General features: G+C 40.7%; 11 protein-coding genes. 7 read left to right on the forward strand and 4 right to left on the reverse strand.

The genetic code is table 11. The annotated features are described in order from the left end of the window. Positions 1 to 140 precede the first annotated feature (140 nt). The 5 genes from thrS (at position 141) to H6763_01475 (ending at position 6,744) form a co-directional block, all read left to right on the forward strand. Positions 141 to 1,937, forward strand: coding sequence for a threonine--tRNA ligase (gene thrS, locus H6763_01455; protein ID MCB9803474.1), 1,797 nt, complete (start codon positions 141 to 143; stop codon positions 1,935 to 1,937). Between the two features lie 16 nt (positions 1,938 to 1,953). Beyond that, positions 1,954 to 2,553, forward strand: a complete 600-nt coding sequence (gene infC / locus H6763_01460; GenBank protein MCB9803475.1) for a translation initiation factor IF-3 — start codon at positions 1,954 to 1,956, stop codon at positions 2,551 to 2,553. Between the two features lie 160 nt (positions 2,554 to 2,713). Continuing rightward, positions 2,714 to 3,052, forward strand: a complete 339-nt coding sequence (rplT, locus tag H6763_01465) for a 50S ribosomal protein L20 (protein ID MCB9803476.1) — start codon at positions 2,714 to 2,716, stop codon at positions 3,050 to 3,052. An 83-nt stretch (positions 3,053 to 3,135) separates the two neighbouring features. Then, the gene (gene pheS, locus H6763_01470) at positions 3,136 to 4,185 is read left to right on the forward strand and encodes a phenylalanine--tRNA ligase subunit alpha (protein MCB9803477.1); all 1,050 of its coding nucleotides are present in this window, start codon (positions 3,136 to 3,138) and stop codon (positions 4,183 to 4,185) included. Between the two features lie 27 nt (positions 4,186 to 4,212). Then, complete coding sequence (locus H6763_01475; protein MCB9803478.1) at positions 4,213 to 6,744, forward strand: phenylalanine--tRNA ligase subunit beta; 2,532 nt, start codon at positions 4,213 to 4,215, stop codon at positions 6,742 to 6,744. A gap of 635 nt (positions 6,745 to 7,379) precedes the next feature. Here H6763_01475 and H6763_01480 read toward each other — a convergent pair. Both H6763_01480 and H6763_01485 read right to left on the reverse strand, forming a co-directional pair. Next, on the reverse strand, positions 7,380 to 10,469 hold the full coding sequence (locus H6763_01480; GenBank protein ID MCB9803479.1) for a transglycosylase domain-containing protein: 3,090 nt from the start codon (positions 10,467 to 10,469) through the stop codon (positions 7,380 to 7,382). A 48-nt stretch (positions 10,470 to 10,517) separates the two neighbouring features. Then, entirely contained in the window at positions 10,518 to 11,258 is a 741-nt protein-coding gene (locus H6763_01485) for a hypothetical protein (GenBank protein ID MCB9803480.1), read from the reverse strand. Between the two features lie 180 nt (positions 11,259 to 11,438). Between H6763_01485 and hisS the strand changes: the two genes are divergently transcribed. Next, positions 11,439 to 12,728: a histidine--tRNA ligase gene (hisS, locus tag H6763_01490; protein MCB9803481.1), complete on the forward strand. Its 1,290-nt coding sequence runs from the start codon at positions 11,439 to 11,441 to the stop codon at positions 12,726 to 12,728. A gap of 168 nt (positions 12,729 to 12,896) precedes the next feature. After that, positions 12,897 to 13,598: a response regulator transcription factor gene (locus tag H6763_01495; protein MCB9803482.1), complete on the forward strand. Its 702-nt coding sequence runs from the start codon at positions 12,897 to 12,899 to the stop codon at positions 13,596 to 13,598. Here the strand turns inward: H6763_01495 and mutS are convergent. Together mutS and H6763_01505 are read right to left on the reverse strand one after the other, a co-directional pair. Next, on the reverse strand, positions 13,569 to 16,172 hold the full coding sequence (gene mutS / locus H6763_01500; GenBank protein MCB9803483.1) for a DNA mismatch repair protein MutS: 2,604 nt from the start codon (positions 16,170 to 16,172) through the stop codon (positions 13,569 to 13,571). The genes H6763_01495 and mutS overlap by 30 nt on opposite strands. Positions 16,173 to 16,232: 60 nt before the next feature. Next, positions 16,233 to 18,950 (reverse strand): hypothetical protein, encoded by a 2,718-nt coding sequence (locus H6763_01505; protein ID MCB9803484.1) that lies wholly within the window; start codon positions 18,948 to 18,950, stop codon positions 16,233 to 16,235. Between the last annotated feature and the right edge of the window lie 55 nt (positions 18,951 to 19,005).

The raw sequence follows: 19,005 nt of genomic DNA on the forward strand, positions 1-19,005 counted from the left end.
TATATACCAACTCAATATAGAATATGGCCAAATGTACAGAATAAAAGGTACCAAAAAGAACAAAATTGACCGACTTGTCTACCCCACATGGATATAAAACAATCCATAGAATTTCCACGTAAATTATATTCAACACCATAATGGCATCGATTAAAGATGATCGCGAAGTATCGCATCTTGAAAAACTTAGACACACTGCTTCACATGTACTTGCACAAGCAGTTCTCAAATATTATCCAGATACAAAACTAGGTATAGGTCCAGCAATAGATGATGGCTTCTACTATGATTTTGAATTTTCGGAGCCTGTTACCGATGAGATCCTACCGAAATTGGAGAAAGAGATGAGACGAATAATCAAAAGGAATCTCTCACTCACACAGGAGTTTCGACCCCGAATAGGTGTTATTGAGCGATACAAGGGCCTTGAGCAAGAGTATAAGCTAGACCTACTGAATGATATCCCTGATGAAGAGCTCAGCTTCTTTATAACAGGTGATAACGAATTTCTAGATCTGTGTCGGGGACCTCACGTTAGCTCTACAGGTGAGATCGGTGCAGTGAAATTGCTACGGATCGCAGGAGCTTATTGGAGAGGTGATGAAAAGAAGAAAATGCTTACCAGGATATATGGTACTGCATTTGAGACAGAGGAGGAGTTAGAGGAGCAGTTGGAAAGATTGAAAATGGCTGAAGAGAGAAATCACCGTAAGCTAGGAAAACAGCTTGGCATATTTGCAAATATCAAGGAGATCGGACAAGGTTTACCAGTATGGCTTCCAAATGGATTTATCATCCGCAGAGAGCTAGAGGATTATATGTACGCATTAGAAAGAAGCTTTGGTTACGTTCATATTCTGACACCTCATATAAACAAAAAAGAACTCTTTGAGACTTCCGGACATCTTGAATTTTATAAAGAATCAATGTATCCCGGTATCAAGATAGAAGATGAAGAGTATTACCTAAAGCCGATGAATTGCCCGGCATGTATGATGGTATATAAGAACGAGATGCGAAGCTACAGGGATCTACCTCTGAAATTTGGCGAAATGGGTACGGTATATCGCTATGAACAATCAGGAGAATTGCAAGGCCTACAGAGGGTTCGTGGATTCACACAGAATGATGCCCATATATTCTGCTCTCCAGATCAGTTGGAAGAAGAATTTATGCAGGTAATGGAGATGCTGAAGATATTCTATGGGGAGATCGGCTTCGATAATTACAAATTCAGATTGTCACTCTCCGATCCAGATGATGAGAAATTTAAGCGATGCGGAACCAGAGAAGATTGGGAGAAGACAGAAGAAACCTTGAGAAAAGTGTTGGATAAACATGAGGTGAATTATTACGAGGCATTTGGGGAGGCTGCATTCTATGGTCCTAAATTAGATGTTCAAGCCATAAATATTTTTGGTAAGGAAGATACGATATCCACTATACAAGTGGACTTCAACTTACCCGAGAGATTTGAACTCGAGTACACTACAAATGACGGTGGTACAGCCAGACCATATGTCATCCATAGAGCACTTATCGGTTCATTTGAAAGATTCTTTGCTTTTCTTATCGAGCATTATGGGGGTGCATTTCCAACTTGGTTATCACCTGTACAAGTAAAGATCCTTCCGATCACAGACGATCATATCGAATATGGTCGTGAGCTAATGAATCAATTGAAGGGGGCTGGTATCCGAGTAGATCTTGATGACAGATCCGAAAAACTAGGATATAAGATCAGAGAGGCTGAAATGCAGAAGATCCCGTACATATTAGTGATCGGGGAGAAGGAGAAGCAAACAGGAACAGTTTCTGTTAGAGTGAGAGGAATGAAGGATCAAGGCCTCCATAAGGTCGTGGACTTCATCAACACAATAACCGAAGAAGCTAAGGGTAGGGTTATACAACCTTCTCTTGGCCATTCGGAAAAATAATTTTTCAATATTTCAGATGAGAGACTTTAGGAGAAATACACCATTTGTAAAAAAAGATGTCGGACCAAGGCGAAATCACCAGATACGAGTACCTGAGGTTCTACTGATTGATGATGAGAAGGGTAATCTCGGAATCGTGTCGATTCAAGAAGCATTAAGACTAGCAGAAATTGCGGGTAAAGACCTCGTCGAGGTTTCCCCACAAGCCAACCCACCTGTAGTCAAGATAATCGATTATTCCAAGTATGTATACGAACAGAAGAAGAAGCAGAAGAAATCGAAAGTGCTTGGGAAGGTCAAGGAAATGAAGGAATTTCGTTTTACCCCTGTAATTGCTGAGAACGACATAGCATTCAGGGTGCGCAGAGCAAAAGATTTTCTTGATAAAGGTCACAATGTTCGACTTACTATGTTCAGAAAGGGAAGATTCACACGAGAGCAAGCTGAAGCAAAATTTCGCGAAATATTGACTATGTTTGACGGTTATAGTAGTATCGAACCCGACAAGAAGATGGAAGGAAGAAAGATTTACATTACATTGAAATCTGATGGCACGACAGAAAAGCAGAAAAACAGCCCTAAAACGGATAAAGAAGACCAACCCAAAGGGGAATAGGGTAGCTAAGCTCGTCTATAAGCAGAGTGGTCAACACCATTTAAAGACGAACAAGAGCAAAAGAGCAAAAAGAAGGAAGAACTCAAGCAGACTTGTTGACTCGACAATTGTTAAAAGATATAAGAAAGTCGTTAGTGTTTAACGTTTTGAATTAAAAGAAATGAGAGTAAAGACAGGAATCACAAGAAGACGAAGACATAAGAAGATCCTCAAAGCCAACAAAGGTTACAGGATGTCAAAATCCAAACTTTATAAAGTTGGACATGAGGCATATATGCATGCCGGACAGTACTCATACAATGATAGAAAGAAGAGAAGGAATCAAGCACGCAAGGTCTGGATAGACAGAATGAATGCAGCAGCAAGAGAGAACGGTATGACATATAGCCAACTTATCCACAAACTTAGAACAGCAGACATACAGTTGAATAGAAAAATGCTTTCAGAGATTGCACTAGGACACTCAGAAGTGTTTAGTAAGATAGTAGCGTCCTTGTAAGATCTCTTACAATTGAGTGACTACAGGGGCCTTTTTTCCAGGCCCCTTTTTTATTAACATGTATTAAGTTATACACTAAACATATGGATATCAAAGACCCAAAACTTAAGAAGCTATACACAGAACTTGGATCAGATCTTACCAATGAACCGGATCCTACTGAATTAAAAGAAAAGTATCTTTCAAAGAACGGAGCACTCACCAATGCACTAAGATCGATATCAGAACTTGACCCGAAAGACCGAGCAGAATACGGAAAACAGGTAAATCTCATCAAAGCCTATTTAGAAGAGCGAATGGAACAATTAAGGACCGCTGGTTCAAAGATGATCTCAAGTCACGATTCACCACTTGATGTTACGGCGCCATTTGATATCAATGTTGAAGATAAAAAAAGCATCAATGTAAGATATGGTGTGGGTTCAAAACATCCTCTCACTCAAGAATTAGAGAATATTATCCAGATATACTATCAAATGGGTTTTGAGGTCGTAGAATCCAGACAGCTGGATAACGACTACAATATGTTCGAAGCATTGAACTTTCCTCCCGGACATCCCGCTAGAGATAATTGGGATACTTTTTGGACTGAAGAAGGATTGATCCCTCCTGCGCACACCTCCACCATGCAAAATCGTGTTCTCAGATCAAAAACACCCCCAATCAGAGCTGTCATACCAGGAAGATGCTTTAGGAACGAAGCCACTGATGCAAGTCATGAACACACACTACACCAAGTTGAAGGAGTATATGTTGATAAAGGTATCAGTCTTGGCGATATGATAGGCACTATCAAAACTTATCTTGAAGCATTCTTTGAGACAGAATTAGATGTAAAAGTACAGCCAGCATTTTTCCCATTCACAGAACCCGATCTAGAATACCTGATCAGCTGTCCGTTTTGTAACAAAACAGGATGTAACGTATGTGGACGTTCCGGTTGGATGGAAATAATGGGTTGTGGAATGATCCATCCAAATGTATTAAAGGAGGCAGGTATAGATCCAAATGAATATTCTGGGTTCGCTTGGGGTTTTGGCTTGGATCGGTTGGTCATGTTGAAGTATGGGATACAAGATATACGCTGGTTACATAGCGGTGATCTAAACTTCCTCAGTCAATTCAGAGGATAAAATATGATAAATTAGCAAGATATTGATATGAAAGTACCCTTGAAATGGATAAGAGAACTAACAGGTGTAGAGACAGACACCGATACATTGATCAGCAAGATCCGCTCACAATTAGGTGAGGTGGAAAGTGTCGAGGAGCTAGATGAGAAATACAGAAAGATCCTTTTAGCAAAGATCGACAAAGCCGAAGCACACCCTAACGCTGACACTTTGGGAGTGTTTCAGGTAGATATCGGATCAGGTAGCAGTATCCAAGTAGTAGCTGGTGACAAATCCCTCAAAGAAGGTGATAAAGTCGCATACATACCACCAGGCACTAAAGTCCCTTACAATCCTAGACCAGAACAACATGATGGAGTGGTTCAAGCTATAACCCTTCGAGGAGTGGAATCAAATGGTATGCTTGCATCAGAAAGGGAACTAGATCTCGGTCCAGACCATACAAAGGTTTTAGTCATACAAACTGATAGGTCAGCCGGCACTCCGATCTCAGAAGTATTAGAATTAGATGACACAGTTATCGATATAGAGAACAAGGCACTCACTAATCGTCAGGATTGCTTTGGCATAATCGGAATAGCAAGGGAAGTCTCAGGTATAGTAGGCAAGCCGTTCACATCCCCACAATGGTTTACAGAGCCTCAAACCACCCTAGATAAAGTCCTGACTGATTCAACTAACGATCTATCACTACATGTATCTAATGAAGCTGAAGCCCTATGCCAACGATACACAGCAATTGTCCTTAAAGATATCAAGGTTGCACCTTCACCGATCTGGCTAAAGGCAAAGCTCATCAAATCAGGATTAAGACCGATCAATAACGTAGTAGATATAACTAATTACATTATGATACTTCTCGGTCAACCACTACACGCTTTTGATTATGACAAACTTCGAAGCAAAGACCCAAATGCTAAAGATGGTGCATATATTACTGTCAGAACCGCGAGATCCGGTGAAAAGATCACAACGCTGGATGGACAGACTCATGATCTTTATGAGGATAACCTGCTTATATGTGATAGTACAAATCCCATCGCAGTTGCAGGGATAATGGGAGGTTCAGAAACAGAGATCGATGAAAATACTAAGAATATCGTAATCGAAAGCGCGAATTTTGATATGTACAATAATCGAAAATCCTCAATGCAATTGGGTATCTCAACCGACGCAGTCACTCGCTTCTCAAAAGGACTCGATCCAGAGGCTGCACTTGCCGGATTAGCTATGGCTATCGAAATGGTCATAGATCTGACAGGAGGAACACCAGCTTCAGAAGTTATCGATGTTTACCCGGGTAGAACATCCAAAAAACAAGACCAGATCCAAATTGATCTTTCCTATCTAAACAGCAGACTGGGTACATCACTCTCACGACAAGAAGTTATTGATACCTTATCTAATGTCGAGCTCACTTCTACCAAGACAGATCCCGGCTTACTGGTTCAGATACCTTCCTTCCGAAGAGACCTAAATATTGAAGAAGATATCCAAGAAGAGGTTGCCAGGCTACGTGGTTATGATCAAATTCCGATAACCTTACCTAAGAGATCATTACTCCCTGTTGATCAAAATCCTTTGGTCAGGTTAAAAACAAAGGTTAGAGATTCTCTTATCGATCTAGGATTAAACGAGGTACTTACATACAATTTTATATCTCTAAAAGATTTGGAGAGGCTCGATCTTCGACCTGAAAAAAGCTACAGACTAACAAACCCTCTATCACCAGAGTTGGAATTTATGAGGCCCTCTTTAGCACCTTCACTGCTTGACAAGGTGAAAAAGAATCTCTTGGGTACAAATAGTAGGGTAGGCTTATTTGAGATCAACAAAGCCCATCATAAGGATAATGTGGCCGAAGACGGACTTCCGATCGAACTTGAACTAATGGGAATTGTGATCGCTGATGAACAGTATGATCCTAAAATATCAGGTGCAGGATACTATCATCTGAAGGCATACTGGACCGAATTGCTTGCCAATCTCTCGATCTCAAACACCGACCTGATCTCACTTTCAAAAGTGGATATGAAATTGATACCAGAATGGTATAAAGATAATCTCGGATTATTTGACCAAAACGCATCAGCTGTGATCATACTCAGAACAGATGTAGGCGATAGATTTGTCGGCTTTCTAGGAGAATTGAATCCAACACTTGTAAAGAAACTCAAGCTACCTCGTACAACATTATATCTCGAGGTAGACCTGTTGCAATTGGTCGAATGGTATTCATCAGTATCAAAATACAATGAACCTTCGAGATTTCCATTCATTAGCTATGATCTATGTTTCATTCTTGACGCAGATGTTCCATACACAGCAGTTGAGGTTCCGATGAAAAAAGTACTTCATGAGGAAAATTTAAATTCCAAAATTGAAGCTGTAGATATCTATCGATCCGAAGACCAGAAAAAAGAAGGAATGAAGCAGATCACATTGAGAGTCAACCTGAACCACTCACAAAGAACGCTAACGAATGATGATGCGAAAGAAATTATCAAACGTATTGTGAGAGCTGTCAGAAGAGAAACCAATGCCACGGTAAAGGAGTAGCCTCCCTGGCATTTGAGACTGTAGAGTAATCAGCTTGATCTCTGGATCTTATCAAGGGAAACAGTACACTGATGGGCTACGTTACCTACACATCCTACATTGGGTATTTTGTATATTTTTGCATGCTTATCGTACATGGCATCCATTAAACACATTGCTCCCATTGCGTACATGTCTTACGTTGCCTATATGTCGTACGTTGCCTATATGTCGTACGTTGCGTATATGTCGCACATTGCGTACATGTCTTACGTTGCGTATATGTCGTACGTTGCCTATATAGCATAAATGAAACATATAGCACCAATGACCCTTTCTCATTATTTCCGGGATCTAATCTCCTTCATATCCGTCGAACTACCTAAAAAGTGGAAAATATAAAGGGGACATTGATCACAATAGGAAGGTCATGCTACTAAAAACACGAAACCACCCGTGAGGGTGGCCTGAAGTGTGACCGAAGGCACCGAAGTGCAGTCGGTGGTAGAAACCGAACTACCACTGCCGCAAACCCGAAGGAGAGCGACGGACACACACGAGGTTCGTGAGGACCTAAGATCAATATAATACAGAGAAGTAGGTCTGTCAACAAGATAATTATTATAAGCCATGCCATTGAGAAAAAGCTGTGGAGATCAGTTCACCTTTACCTTGATCTGCTTATTAACACCTGAAGAAGACGCTGTTATAAAGTATTCTCCTGGGATAAGAATGCCTTCTTCCCACTTGACAGACCAAACACCACTCCCTGCATTGATACCAGCTGATGACCAGTTATATGCCCCAGGTCCAGAGATAGTGAATTGGATATTTCCGGGATCAAATCCAGATACCTGCACTGATAATTCCTGTTTTACCGGGAGGGTAAAGGTTGCGCCATCAGCAGGCGTGAGAAACTGAATACTCTTAACAGGAGTAGTATTTGTCACCTTGATCGTGATAGTCGCCGTTGAAGTCCTTCCTTTATCATCAACAACTTTTGCAGTAAGACTAACGTTGCCAGATGGCACATCGGGAACTACAAAACTGGCTTCGAACGGAGCAGAGTTTATCCTACCACCAACAAGAGTACCACCAAATCTAAATTCTACATAATCGATTTCTCCCTCAGCTCTTGCTGTTGCAGAAACATCTATACTACCACCAGTATTTACACTCGTTCCATCAGCTGGAGACACGAATTCAATTATAGGTGCATTACCCGGACCTAAGGGAAGAGGACATACACCATCTCCCGGTCTTTCGAGGAGAAGGTTCGAATCTTTTTCTACATAATTCTTATAGCTGTTCTGCTGACTTGCATTCTCCATTGTGAAATTCAATAACCACTTTGTATCGAGTAGGGTATACTTCCCATCAGTTTCGGTAAATTTCTTGGCCTCCTCGGTATTTGTAGCGACGAGATTATTGGATTTACAGATCAGTAGCTCTTCCCTGTCATCTTTTTTTGGTCCACGTCCTTGGACATAGATCGTAGGTACTTTCTTGCAGTTGGTATCTTTATCGGCTAAACGTCCAGTTTCATTACATACAGTTGCTGCGAGGATACCTGCTGGTCTAGTAGGTAATTCAGATGGATATTTGCCTGAAACACGCTCCATAAATGAATGTGCGATAGGGAGTGGTACGGTAGTACTCCATGCTCCTGGGACTTCCTCTCCGTTATTGTTTCCTGCCCATATAGCAACTACAAGATTTTTATGATATTGAATTGAAACTAAGTCTTTCGGACCATTTGTCGTTCCGGTCTTACCACATATAGCCCTTCTACCATTCAGATTATACTGATATGCGAATGGCTGATCCCCAAAACCTCCAAGATCACAAAGCACCCAATTTAGTAGATAAACGTCTTTCTCATCAAAAACACGCTCACCCTCGGTTTGTTTATATTCTTCCAACACCTCTCCTTTCGAATTCTCTACTTTCAGGATACCTGTCGCATTTCTTTTTATCCCTCCTGTCGCAAATACAGAGAAACCTTGGGCGTGTTCGAGCAACTTCATTTCAGCAGCTCCAAGTGCAAGACTCAATCCGTAATTAGCTCGATCGGTCAATGTTGTTATACCTACCTTCTCGGCGGTTTGTAACACCGAATCTATCCCAATCATCTGCAATGTATAGTTCGCAGGGATATTCCTTGATTTGATCAATGCTTCCCTTGCTGTCATCAATCCATAATACTTTCCATCCCAGTTCACGGGTTTGTAGTTACCAAAGTTCATTGGGATATCCGGAGCCTCAAACCAAGGTCCATACTGTTGAAAAGCAGTTAGATACACGTAGGGTTTGAATGATGAACCCATCTGCCTCAAAGAAGTTGCTATATTTACATTTCCATCTATCCTAGGATCATCTGTGATATTAGGATCCACTGAGCCTACCATTGCTAATATCTGACCGGTGTTTGGATCAAGTACAACCATAGAGCCATTGTATACACCGAGATTATTTCCATACTTCTGGATACCATTCGTGATCTCCTCCTGTGCGATCCTTTGTGTAGAAAGATCCAATGTTGTTGTGACCCTCAATCCTCCTCGTTCAACAACCTCCTGTCCGAATTCCTCTTCAAGGATCTGCTTTATATAGAAAACAAAGTGATATGCTTCAATATCTATTGCTCCTGATGAGTATTTTAATTCCTCCTCTTTTGCTGCGCTGATCTCCTCCTCTGTGACTCCTGTTAGATCTTTATACTTGAGCATCTGGTCGAGTACGTATTTCTGTCTTGCAGGTGCTCCTTCAGGATTGATACCAAATAATGGTGATAATATTGAAGGTTGCTGAATAATTCCTGCTAACATGGATGATTCTGCAAGATCCAGTTCCTTCACACTCTTTCCGAAATACGATTGGGCAGCTGCCTCAAAACCGTAATTCACACCTCCTAATGCAACCTCATTCATATACAACTGAAGGATCTCATCTTTTGTCAAAGTCTGTTCGACCTGCATAGACAGCAGGAGCTCTCTGAGCTTTCGCCTTGCAGCAGTAAAGAAACTACTTCTTTCAAAGGCTTCATCACCATATACATCGTACATGATAGTGTTTCTCACAAGCTGTTGGGTGATCGTACTTGCTCCACACAAACCTCCACTTGAGCCATCGCTCAGGTAGCTTTGTACTGAGAGGATCCCACATCTGAAGATCCCTTTCCAATCCATTCCCTTATGTTGATAAAATTCGACATCTTCTGCAGCTAGTAAGGCCCATTTCGTAACATCAGGAATATCTTCTATTTTCACGAATTGACGATTTTCATCCCCATAGATCTTGAATAGCTCTTTACCGTTACGATCCATAAGGATGGTACTTTGATCGGATGACCTATCAACAAGCTTGTTTGGATCGGGTAGTGAGGATTCTAGGTTCTTTAAATACAAGCCTAAAGCTATCATTGAAACAACAGTCAGGATAAATCCGACCGTCACAAGAGCGGCAACGGATCTCCCAGCGATCTTTTTGAACTTTGATTTTGCTCCGGTAAACCGTGAGATAGGTGATGTAGTGTTTGTACGCCCTTTTGAAGATGGTACACCTCTACCTACAACTCGCAGTTTAGAGTACTTGCGTAAGCCTTTACGTTCTTTTCCTCTTCGTTGTGATACACTCGATGCAGTAAATGCCTTTGTACTGATCCTACCTAAAGAACCAGCTTTTTTACGATTATTGACGGACTTCGATCTTGTCCGTTTGTCTGACATTCCAACACGATATTTCATAGTTAATGATTATACGAGAAGAGAGTTAAATAGTCACAGTAATTTTTATTAAATTTTCGGATCATCTATAGGAGTATATGCTCGAAAAACAACTCCATCCCTTTCTAGTGCTTTACTCAAACTTAAATAGAGCCATACACCCATAAATAATAGTATCAACCCAAACAGCACATCAAACACAGAACCGAACATCTCTGGTAGTACAGGGATCAGGGTAACCTTCATCAGAAGATAAATCGATGCAACAATTGCAAAGTATAGGATGGTTTTCTGATTAAATCCGACAAAGTTGCCTTGCAACATCTCCCTGAGCCTGGGATCATACTGCATACCTGCTTTCTGATTCATGATGATCCTTCCCATCGCCCATGTCTTTATAGACTTCTGGACAAGAGGACCTTCACGACAAACGAAATCCTTAGAAACCTGTTTCTCCTCGATGATCGAGAGTTTAAGAATAAACTCTGAATCACGCAACTCTAAGAGACCGGTATCGATCCCATCTTGATATACAAGATTTCGCTCCAACAATTGATTTATGATCGTAAATCTAGGCATCTCGCCAACGAAATTGATCTCTAGATCATTAAGTTCATATATTTCAAGGATCTCGTCATATACAAGTACTAAACTGGTTCGTGTCAGATACAAAATAGGGGAGGAACGATCAAATATATTGTGATCTATCGGCACGACCTCAAAGAAGTCTACTATCTGATCACCTTCTGCTAAATGATTTTGTACATCCTCTTTGACACTTATCAGGATATCTCGTTTATAGCTATACATACCTCCAGTTTATTCAAAAATATCTCCGATGACAAACATATTATATACCTTACGAAAGATCCGCTATATAACAAGGTAATATATACCACATAAACATTGATCTCATAACAAGATTCGGATCAATGTAGATAAGACCGCAAACATCCACACCTTCTGGTTTTTTTGTTATACTCTCGTGATATGAAACTTGCTAACAAGCCTTATAAAGGAACTGCTGATTGGTTCCCACAAGAATTTACCATCAGAAAATACATTTTCGATGTATGGAGGGATGTGTGTACCAGATTTGGATATGAAGAGTACCTTAGTCCACTGGTAGAACCTATCGAATTGTTCCAAGCCAAGTCCGGTGAGGATCTTGGAGGTAGAGAGCTGATGACGATCACTGATAGAGCAGGTCGAGTTGTAGCAATACGCCCAGAGATGACACCCTCAGTAACCCGAATGGTCAGCCAGATATATGAAACAACAACAAAACCGATAAGGTATTTTTCAATTGCAAACTTTATGCGAGCAGAGAAACCCCAACGAGGTAGGAATCGCGAATTCTGGCAATTGAATTATGATATTTTTGGAGCAGAGGGGATATCTGCTGATCTAGAGATACTCCAGATCGCTCTTGAGATAATGCTTTCATTCGAGCCACCTAAAGGTAGCTTTACTTTGTTTCTCAATCACAGGAAGCTTATTGATGAGCTATTGAGATCTATCAAGATCGAGGATGATGCTGTCACAGAAGCTATCAGGATAATGGACAAGTGGGAGAAGTTAACACTTCCGGATCTTGAAGAAAGGCTTGAGAAGATTGGTGCAGATCAAAACGCTATAGAGAAGATCGGAAAGTTTATGGAATTAACCGAGATGGATGGTCTTCTTGCTGAGTTTCCCGAATTGAAAGACACTATTGGATTAAAGGATGTTAATAGCCTGATCATATCACTCACTAAAATGGGTTATGGGGATTGGATAAAATTTCAGCCAAATATCATCAGAGGTTTTGACTACTATGATGGAATGGTGTTTGAGGTATTCGATAACAACCCTAGCAACCTGCGCTCTCTTTTTGGAGGAGGGAGATATAACGGTCTTTCATCAATATTTGGTTCGGAGGATATACCTGCTGTTGGTTGTGCACCTGGAGATGAGACCATAAAACTATTCCTCGAAAGTTGGGGGTTGTTGGATCAATTAGAGAGTTCAAAAACTGATAAGTACTACCTACCTCTGATAGACGAGAGATATGATACTCAATGCGAATTATTAGCAAAGTCACTCCGATCAGAGGGTAAGATAGTAGAAAGAGGTCTTTCATTGATCAAACCTGGTAAGGCCTTGTCGTATGCTGACAAAAAAAGGTTTCGTTTTGTTATCCTTCTCGGTGAAGAGGAGATCAGATCTAACACATATACCCTAAAAGACCTTTCTACGGGAGAACAGAAGAACATCGCATACTCTGAGCTTCAGTCTTAAAAGATCACATTCCCTCTAAAATCTTCAAGGCTCATCTTACAAAACTCCCTCAGTTGAGGTATTTGCGACACCAAAACACTCTAACTTCACACCTGATTTTTCACATATATTCAGGAAATTTCATAAAGTTGCAAGATTTTTGCAAGGTGTGTGATATACCATCAGAATATGCAAACTGATCTAGATACACAACCAAGTAAGAACGCTCTGTTTCTGACCCCTTCCGAGAGTTTAATTACTGAATTGAAGAGACATCTTCATAGTAAGGATATTAATGTCATGGTCTCTAATAACTACCAAGGGTTCAAGATCAGATTTGACGCATGGCCTCTGGATCTGGTGATAGTGGATGAAGAGATCGCCATTAAGGACAGAAGACGTGTCTTACCAATGATAATGGTGAAGAAAAGAACCTTCAAGATCATTTTTCTAACCCAGATCGATCCGGACAAACGTATCCATTGGATCGAGTTGGGAGCTGATGACGTGTTACCAAGACCTTTTCATCCGGCCGAGTTGGCAAACAAGATAGAACTTTTGATATTTCCGCTCAATACACTCAAAGAGGCTCATACTATCCGTAGAGGTTATTACGAGTTGGATACCTATGAGAATAGTTTGACCATCAATGGTTACAAAGTGTTCCTCTCGCAGAAGCAGACCCTTTTAGCTCACTATTTCTTGACCAATGAAGGCCTCCGCCCTTTAGAGGAGATCTCGAAAATGTTTGCTACGAATGGATATCCTTCTGATCAAAATAGTGTGAGAGTTGCGATGACCCTATTGAAAAAGAAAATACGGCAGGAAACAAGTTTTGAGATGATCCGATGTAGGAGGGGATTAGGGTTTTACCTGCTTGGATCCCAATGATCCTTTCAATTTTACGAGTAGTTCTAATGCCTGGAGAGGAGTGAGATTGTCCAGATCAGCTTTTTCAAGTAATTGTTCAACATGTGAGGTTTTCTCATCAAACAATTTGTATTGTACTTCGGGTTTCTGGATCACTCTTTCTACAGATCCTTTCTTATCAATATCACCACCTAATTGAACATCCAAACCTCTTAAGATCTCATTGGCTCTATTCACAACCTCTTTAGGTAAACCAGCCATCTGAGCGACATAGATACCATAGCTCTTATCTGTTCCACCTCTTACGATCTTCCTCATAAATATCACTTCTTCTCCCGATTCCTGTACCTCTACATTGAAATTTGCAACGATCCCGGGCCACTCCTGTTCAAGCACAGTTAGTTCATGATAATGAGTCGCAAACAATGTTCGTGCTTTGATACTACTTACCAAAAATTCAACTAATGCCCATGCAATGCTCACTCCATCATAGGTACTAGTTCCTCTACCTACCTCGTCGAGAATTATCAGACTTTTTTCAGTTGCATTGTTCAAAATATTTGCAGACTCCTCCATTTCGACCATAAACGTACTTCTTCCCTGAGCAAGATCATCACTTGCTCCAACCCTAGAAAAGATCCTATCTGTGACAGATATATCTGCTTGCTTAGCAGGAACAAATGAACCGATCTGACTCATGAGGACAATTAGAGCAACCTGTCGTATATAGGTCGATTTACCCGACATATTGGGTCCTGTGATGATGATCATCCTTTCGCTTTCAACACTCATCGCCGTATCGTTTGAAATGAATGTATCTTCAACTAGTCTCTCGATCACTGGATGCCTACCCGAAACGATATTGATTGGTGATCCGTTCGAACCATGCTCGTAAAGGGTAGGGCGAACATAGTCATATGAAGAAGCTACATAGGCAAATGATTGGATTACGTCAAGCTCTGAAAGTGCAACTGCACAGAGTTTGAGGTCATCAATATACTGGAGCAATTCTGTTCTGAGCTTATTAAATTCTGCTAATTCTATTGAGTTGATACGCTCTTGTGAATTCAGGATAAGGTCCTCTTTGATCTTTAATTCTTCTGTGATGTATCTCTCAGAATTTACTAATGTTTGTTTTCGAATATACTCTTGGGGTACTTTATCGACATGTGTTTTGGTCACCTCGATAAAATATCCAAATACCTTATTGAACCGGACTTTTAGAGATGGTATCTGGTGTTTCTCGCGCTCGGACTTCTCTAATTCCTTTAACCAGTCCTTACTTCCTGTAGTTAACTCTCTTATATCATCAAGCTCTTTATTTGTACCAGCTTTGATAAATCCTCCTTCACTGATATTTGCAGGTGGGTCATCCTTGATACTCTGATCTATTATTTCGACAACTTTATCAAGCTGAGCCCTTTTAACCCCTCTAGAAAAGGCTTTAAGTGTCGACCTTTGGTTTTTCAATTGATCCTCCAAAGTCGCTGTTCTTTCAAGTGATAATTGTAGAGCTTTCAGATCTCTTGGATTAACCCTGTTCAACCCGATCTTTCCAACAATACGCTCGATATCATTTATCTCTGCCAAGATTGCTCGTACCTCAGAAAGTTCAGTAGGTGAAGAGAATAGCTCATCTACCCGCTCACTCCTTTCCAAAATACTTTCTCTATCAACCAAAGGATTTAGGATCCAGCTATGCAATCTCCTATTACCCATCGGTGTAAGTGTTTCATCTAAGATACCCATGAGACTGTGAGTTTTTGAACCGGTTTGAGAGTTTCGAAGCAGATCCAGATTACGGATCGTAGAAATATCAAGGATCATTTTATCGTCAAAAGAGACTAATTTGGGATTGGATATATGCTCGGGTCTACTTTTTTGGGTGTCCTCAATGTAGTCAAGGATAGTATAAAGCGCTTCAAGCAGTACGATATCATCAGATATCCCCAATCCGTCTATACCTCTTATCCCGAAAAAGGATGCAATCCGATCCTTCAGTTCCTTTTTATTCTTAGGTAGACTCCCAAATATCTGAATATTTTCGAAATTCAATTTTAGTATATTCTCATCCTCTGATAGGATTACTTCGGCAGGGTCTAGGGATGAGATGACATGTTCCACTGATCGCTGATCATAATTAGTTCGACTTACCTTCAACTCACCTGTAGATATATCACAATATGATATACCTAAATGATTGCCATTAGTGCGTAAGCACAATAGATACGGATTTCTCTCCTGGGTAGCTAGATCACCATCTAATGTTCCGGGTGTTACAACTCTAGTCACACCACGTTTGACTATCCCTTTAGCGAATTTCGGGTCCTCCAACTGTTCAACAACGACTGCACACTCCCCGGCTTGTACGATCTTTGGTAAATACTGGTCAATTGCGTGATGAGGAAAACCAGCTAGTGGAGTAGGGTCGCTATTTTTATCCCGAGTGGTTAATGTTATATTCAGTATCTTTGAGGCTTTAACTGCATCATCCCCAAAAGTTTCGTAAAAATCACCCATCCTAAATAACAGGATCTTGTCTGGGTATTGCTTCTTGAAGCTGTTGTATTGCCTCATCATAGGCGTTTCCTTCATGCTGTGAGTATAGCATATAAGAAATTCAGGAGGACATAGATCAGAGGTGTAGTAGCAAGGTCATTCCATGCTCAAGATCATTTTCGCCTCTTCGTCAGCTACGAATTGCTTCATCCTTTTTGCGTATTCTGGCGATACTATTATGCCGTTGACTCCTGATCTAACGCAGTTCTTGACGAGAGAAACATTATCATCTGTGACTACTGAGACTTTTATTCTTGAATCCTTTAATTTCTCAAGTAACTCTGAGATGATATTCCATAGGCTATTCGTCCCAAGATCATATTTAGCATTTTTATCAAATCTTGAAAGTCCTTGAAGTTGTCTTGCGATAAGTGGTGTGTTTACTATCACTCCGTCGATACCTGCACTAACGATCTCATCGATCAGTATTATTTCAGAGGTTGAATCTATTATCACGTAAACATTGAAAGTACCTGTTCTCTTCAAACCATTGCTGGTCAACTCTTTTTTAACCTCCTTTATAGCTTGAATGTTGGATGGTGCATGTATAGCTACAGAAACATTTCTACTCTTGTACACATTTCTTACCCTTCTGATCATCTCCAACTCTTTGTTGAGCAGTTCCTTTGAACGTACTAATCGCTGAGCACCAAAAAGATCTTGATCCAATGTTGCGTCCTCATAAGAAGATCCCTTAGTAAGTCCTCGCATCTGACCAACAGTAGCAGAACCTAAAGCAACTACTACCTCCTTGCCCTCAGCATTATCAGAATACTCGTCTAGGATCAACTCAAACTGTTTCGAATATTCTTTGAATTTTTTCTCAGCTACAAAAGCCAACGGATGACGCCCAGCCTCAAGCATAAAGGCTTCTAGATCTATATATGAAATCCCGTCTACATATTCATTGAGATCCTTATGATCGGCAGAGAGTGTAGCTTGACCGGGCAATAGTAAAACCTTTGTTGCAGTAGGAATATATCGGTCTGTAGCGTCCTTTTGTACTTCAGGGGTGACAGATGCTTTGATCGTATCCTCAGCCACCTTTTCGAGATCTAGATCACTCGTCTTCTCATTTTCATTTACCACTGGAGCAGATTTTGCTTCGACCTCCTTTTTCTGTGGTTCAAGATCTTCTTTTCTTACAATTTTGTATATACTACCGACATTTCCATCGATCTTGACATAATCACCATCCCTCAATAGCGTAGAGGCCAATCCCGTACCAACAACTGCTGGTACATTAAGCTCCCTACACAATATCGATACATCGCTGGTCAATCCACCTTCATCCATGATCACACCTCCAGCCTGCATCACGAAGGGTTCCAAAGAGCTGTTGAAATTCTTTATCAGGAGGATGTCGTCTTTGGTATATATATCATTTGAGATCTTTGAGGCACCATCTATCACAGATAACTTCCCCATAACTATACCTACACTTGAGCCAATACCAGAAAGCAGGAATTGAGTGATACTTGCTGGTGGAGATATTGGTAAGCCCATTTCTGCCCTTGTTTTCTGTTGATCCTTTACTTTCTTCTCGACAGCCTTATCCTTCTTCGCTTGCCTTCTTTCATCCATCTGTTGGACTTTCTTTTCGATCTTTTCTATCTGTTTCTGTTGAATTGCGATCTCTTCAGTAGTAGGTGCGACAGGTTCTTCGGATGTTTCATCTTCTGACTTCGGTTGTAGCTGTTCTGAACGCTGTATTGCAGCATTCCTTTCTGAAAGCTCCTCTTTCATGATATCTACTGCGATATCATAAACACTATCCGTCTCGATAGGTTTCTGAGCGACATTTTGTGTGGCAAATTCACTTGCAGGATCAGAGATCGGTTTTGATTGCAGTATCCATACATTACCTGATTCCCAACACCATTCTATGATCTGTGCTTTCTTTTCTTGATGTTCGATGATTAGACATACTTTTGCAACATCGATCAGATGCGGATCCTCTAATTTCTGCTGGTGACTCCATGAACGTGAGATCTGTATCTTCTGGAAATCATCACCAGCACCTACCTTTTTATCAGAAGGTCTGCGTATACGCATCCATTCTTGAGGTGAGATATGTTTTTCTACAATATCGAGATGTTTCTTTTCCAATGAATATCTATCTGGTGTGATCGCACCTTCGGTGATAACATCACCAAGCCCAAAAACTGCCTCTATGCTCATTGAGCCCTTATCTCCTGTGACAGGGTCTACAGTATAGGCGATACCGGATACCTCCGGTTGCACCATACGTTGTATAACTACAGCCATCTGCAATGAAGATACATCGACATTCTTATCTCTGGAATACAGGACTACTCTTTCTTTGAATACAGACAGGTAAACCTGCTTGATAGCGGCAAATAATTGATCTAATCCTCTAACACTTAATTCGGTGCCAAATATACCTGAAAAGCTCACACTTGAATCTACAGGATATACCACTGAGGATCGGACTGCTACCCATGCGTTTGAGAAGCCTGATAATCTTGAGTATGCCTTGATCAGATCATCTCTGACCATATCATCAAAATCAGTAGACAGTATCATCTTCTCTAATTCTTTAACATCAGGATCCTTTACTTTTTCTAATAATTTGCCTAATTTTCTATCAAATGCAGAAAAAAGAAAGTCGCGATATACATTAGGCGAGATCACAAAGAAGTCGGGGATCGGAACATCCATGTCACGGAGTTTGAACAGACTCATCCCTTTACGTCCGACAGTATCTTCACGAACTTCTTTAGAAGAGTGATCTTCGTGAAAATACACATTCATCTCATTTGCTTCATTCGAATCTTTTGAAAAGCCAAACATCCTAGGGCAGTGCTATAAGAACTTACTTGAATGTACTGAAGTGCCAGAAAACAAA

Source organism: Candidatus Nomurabacteria bacterium (assembly GCA_020632395.1).
Lineage (GTDB): Bacteria > Patescibacteriota > Dojkabacteria > SC72 > JAHDCA01 > JACKFQ01.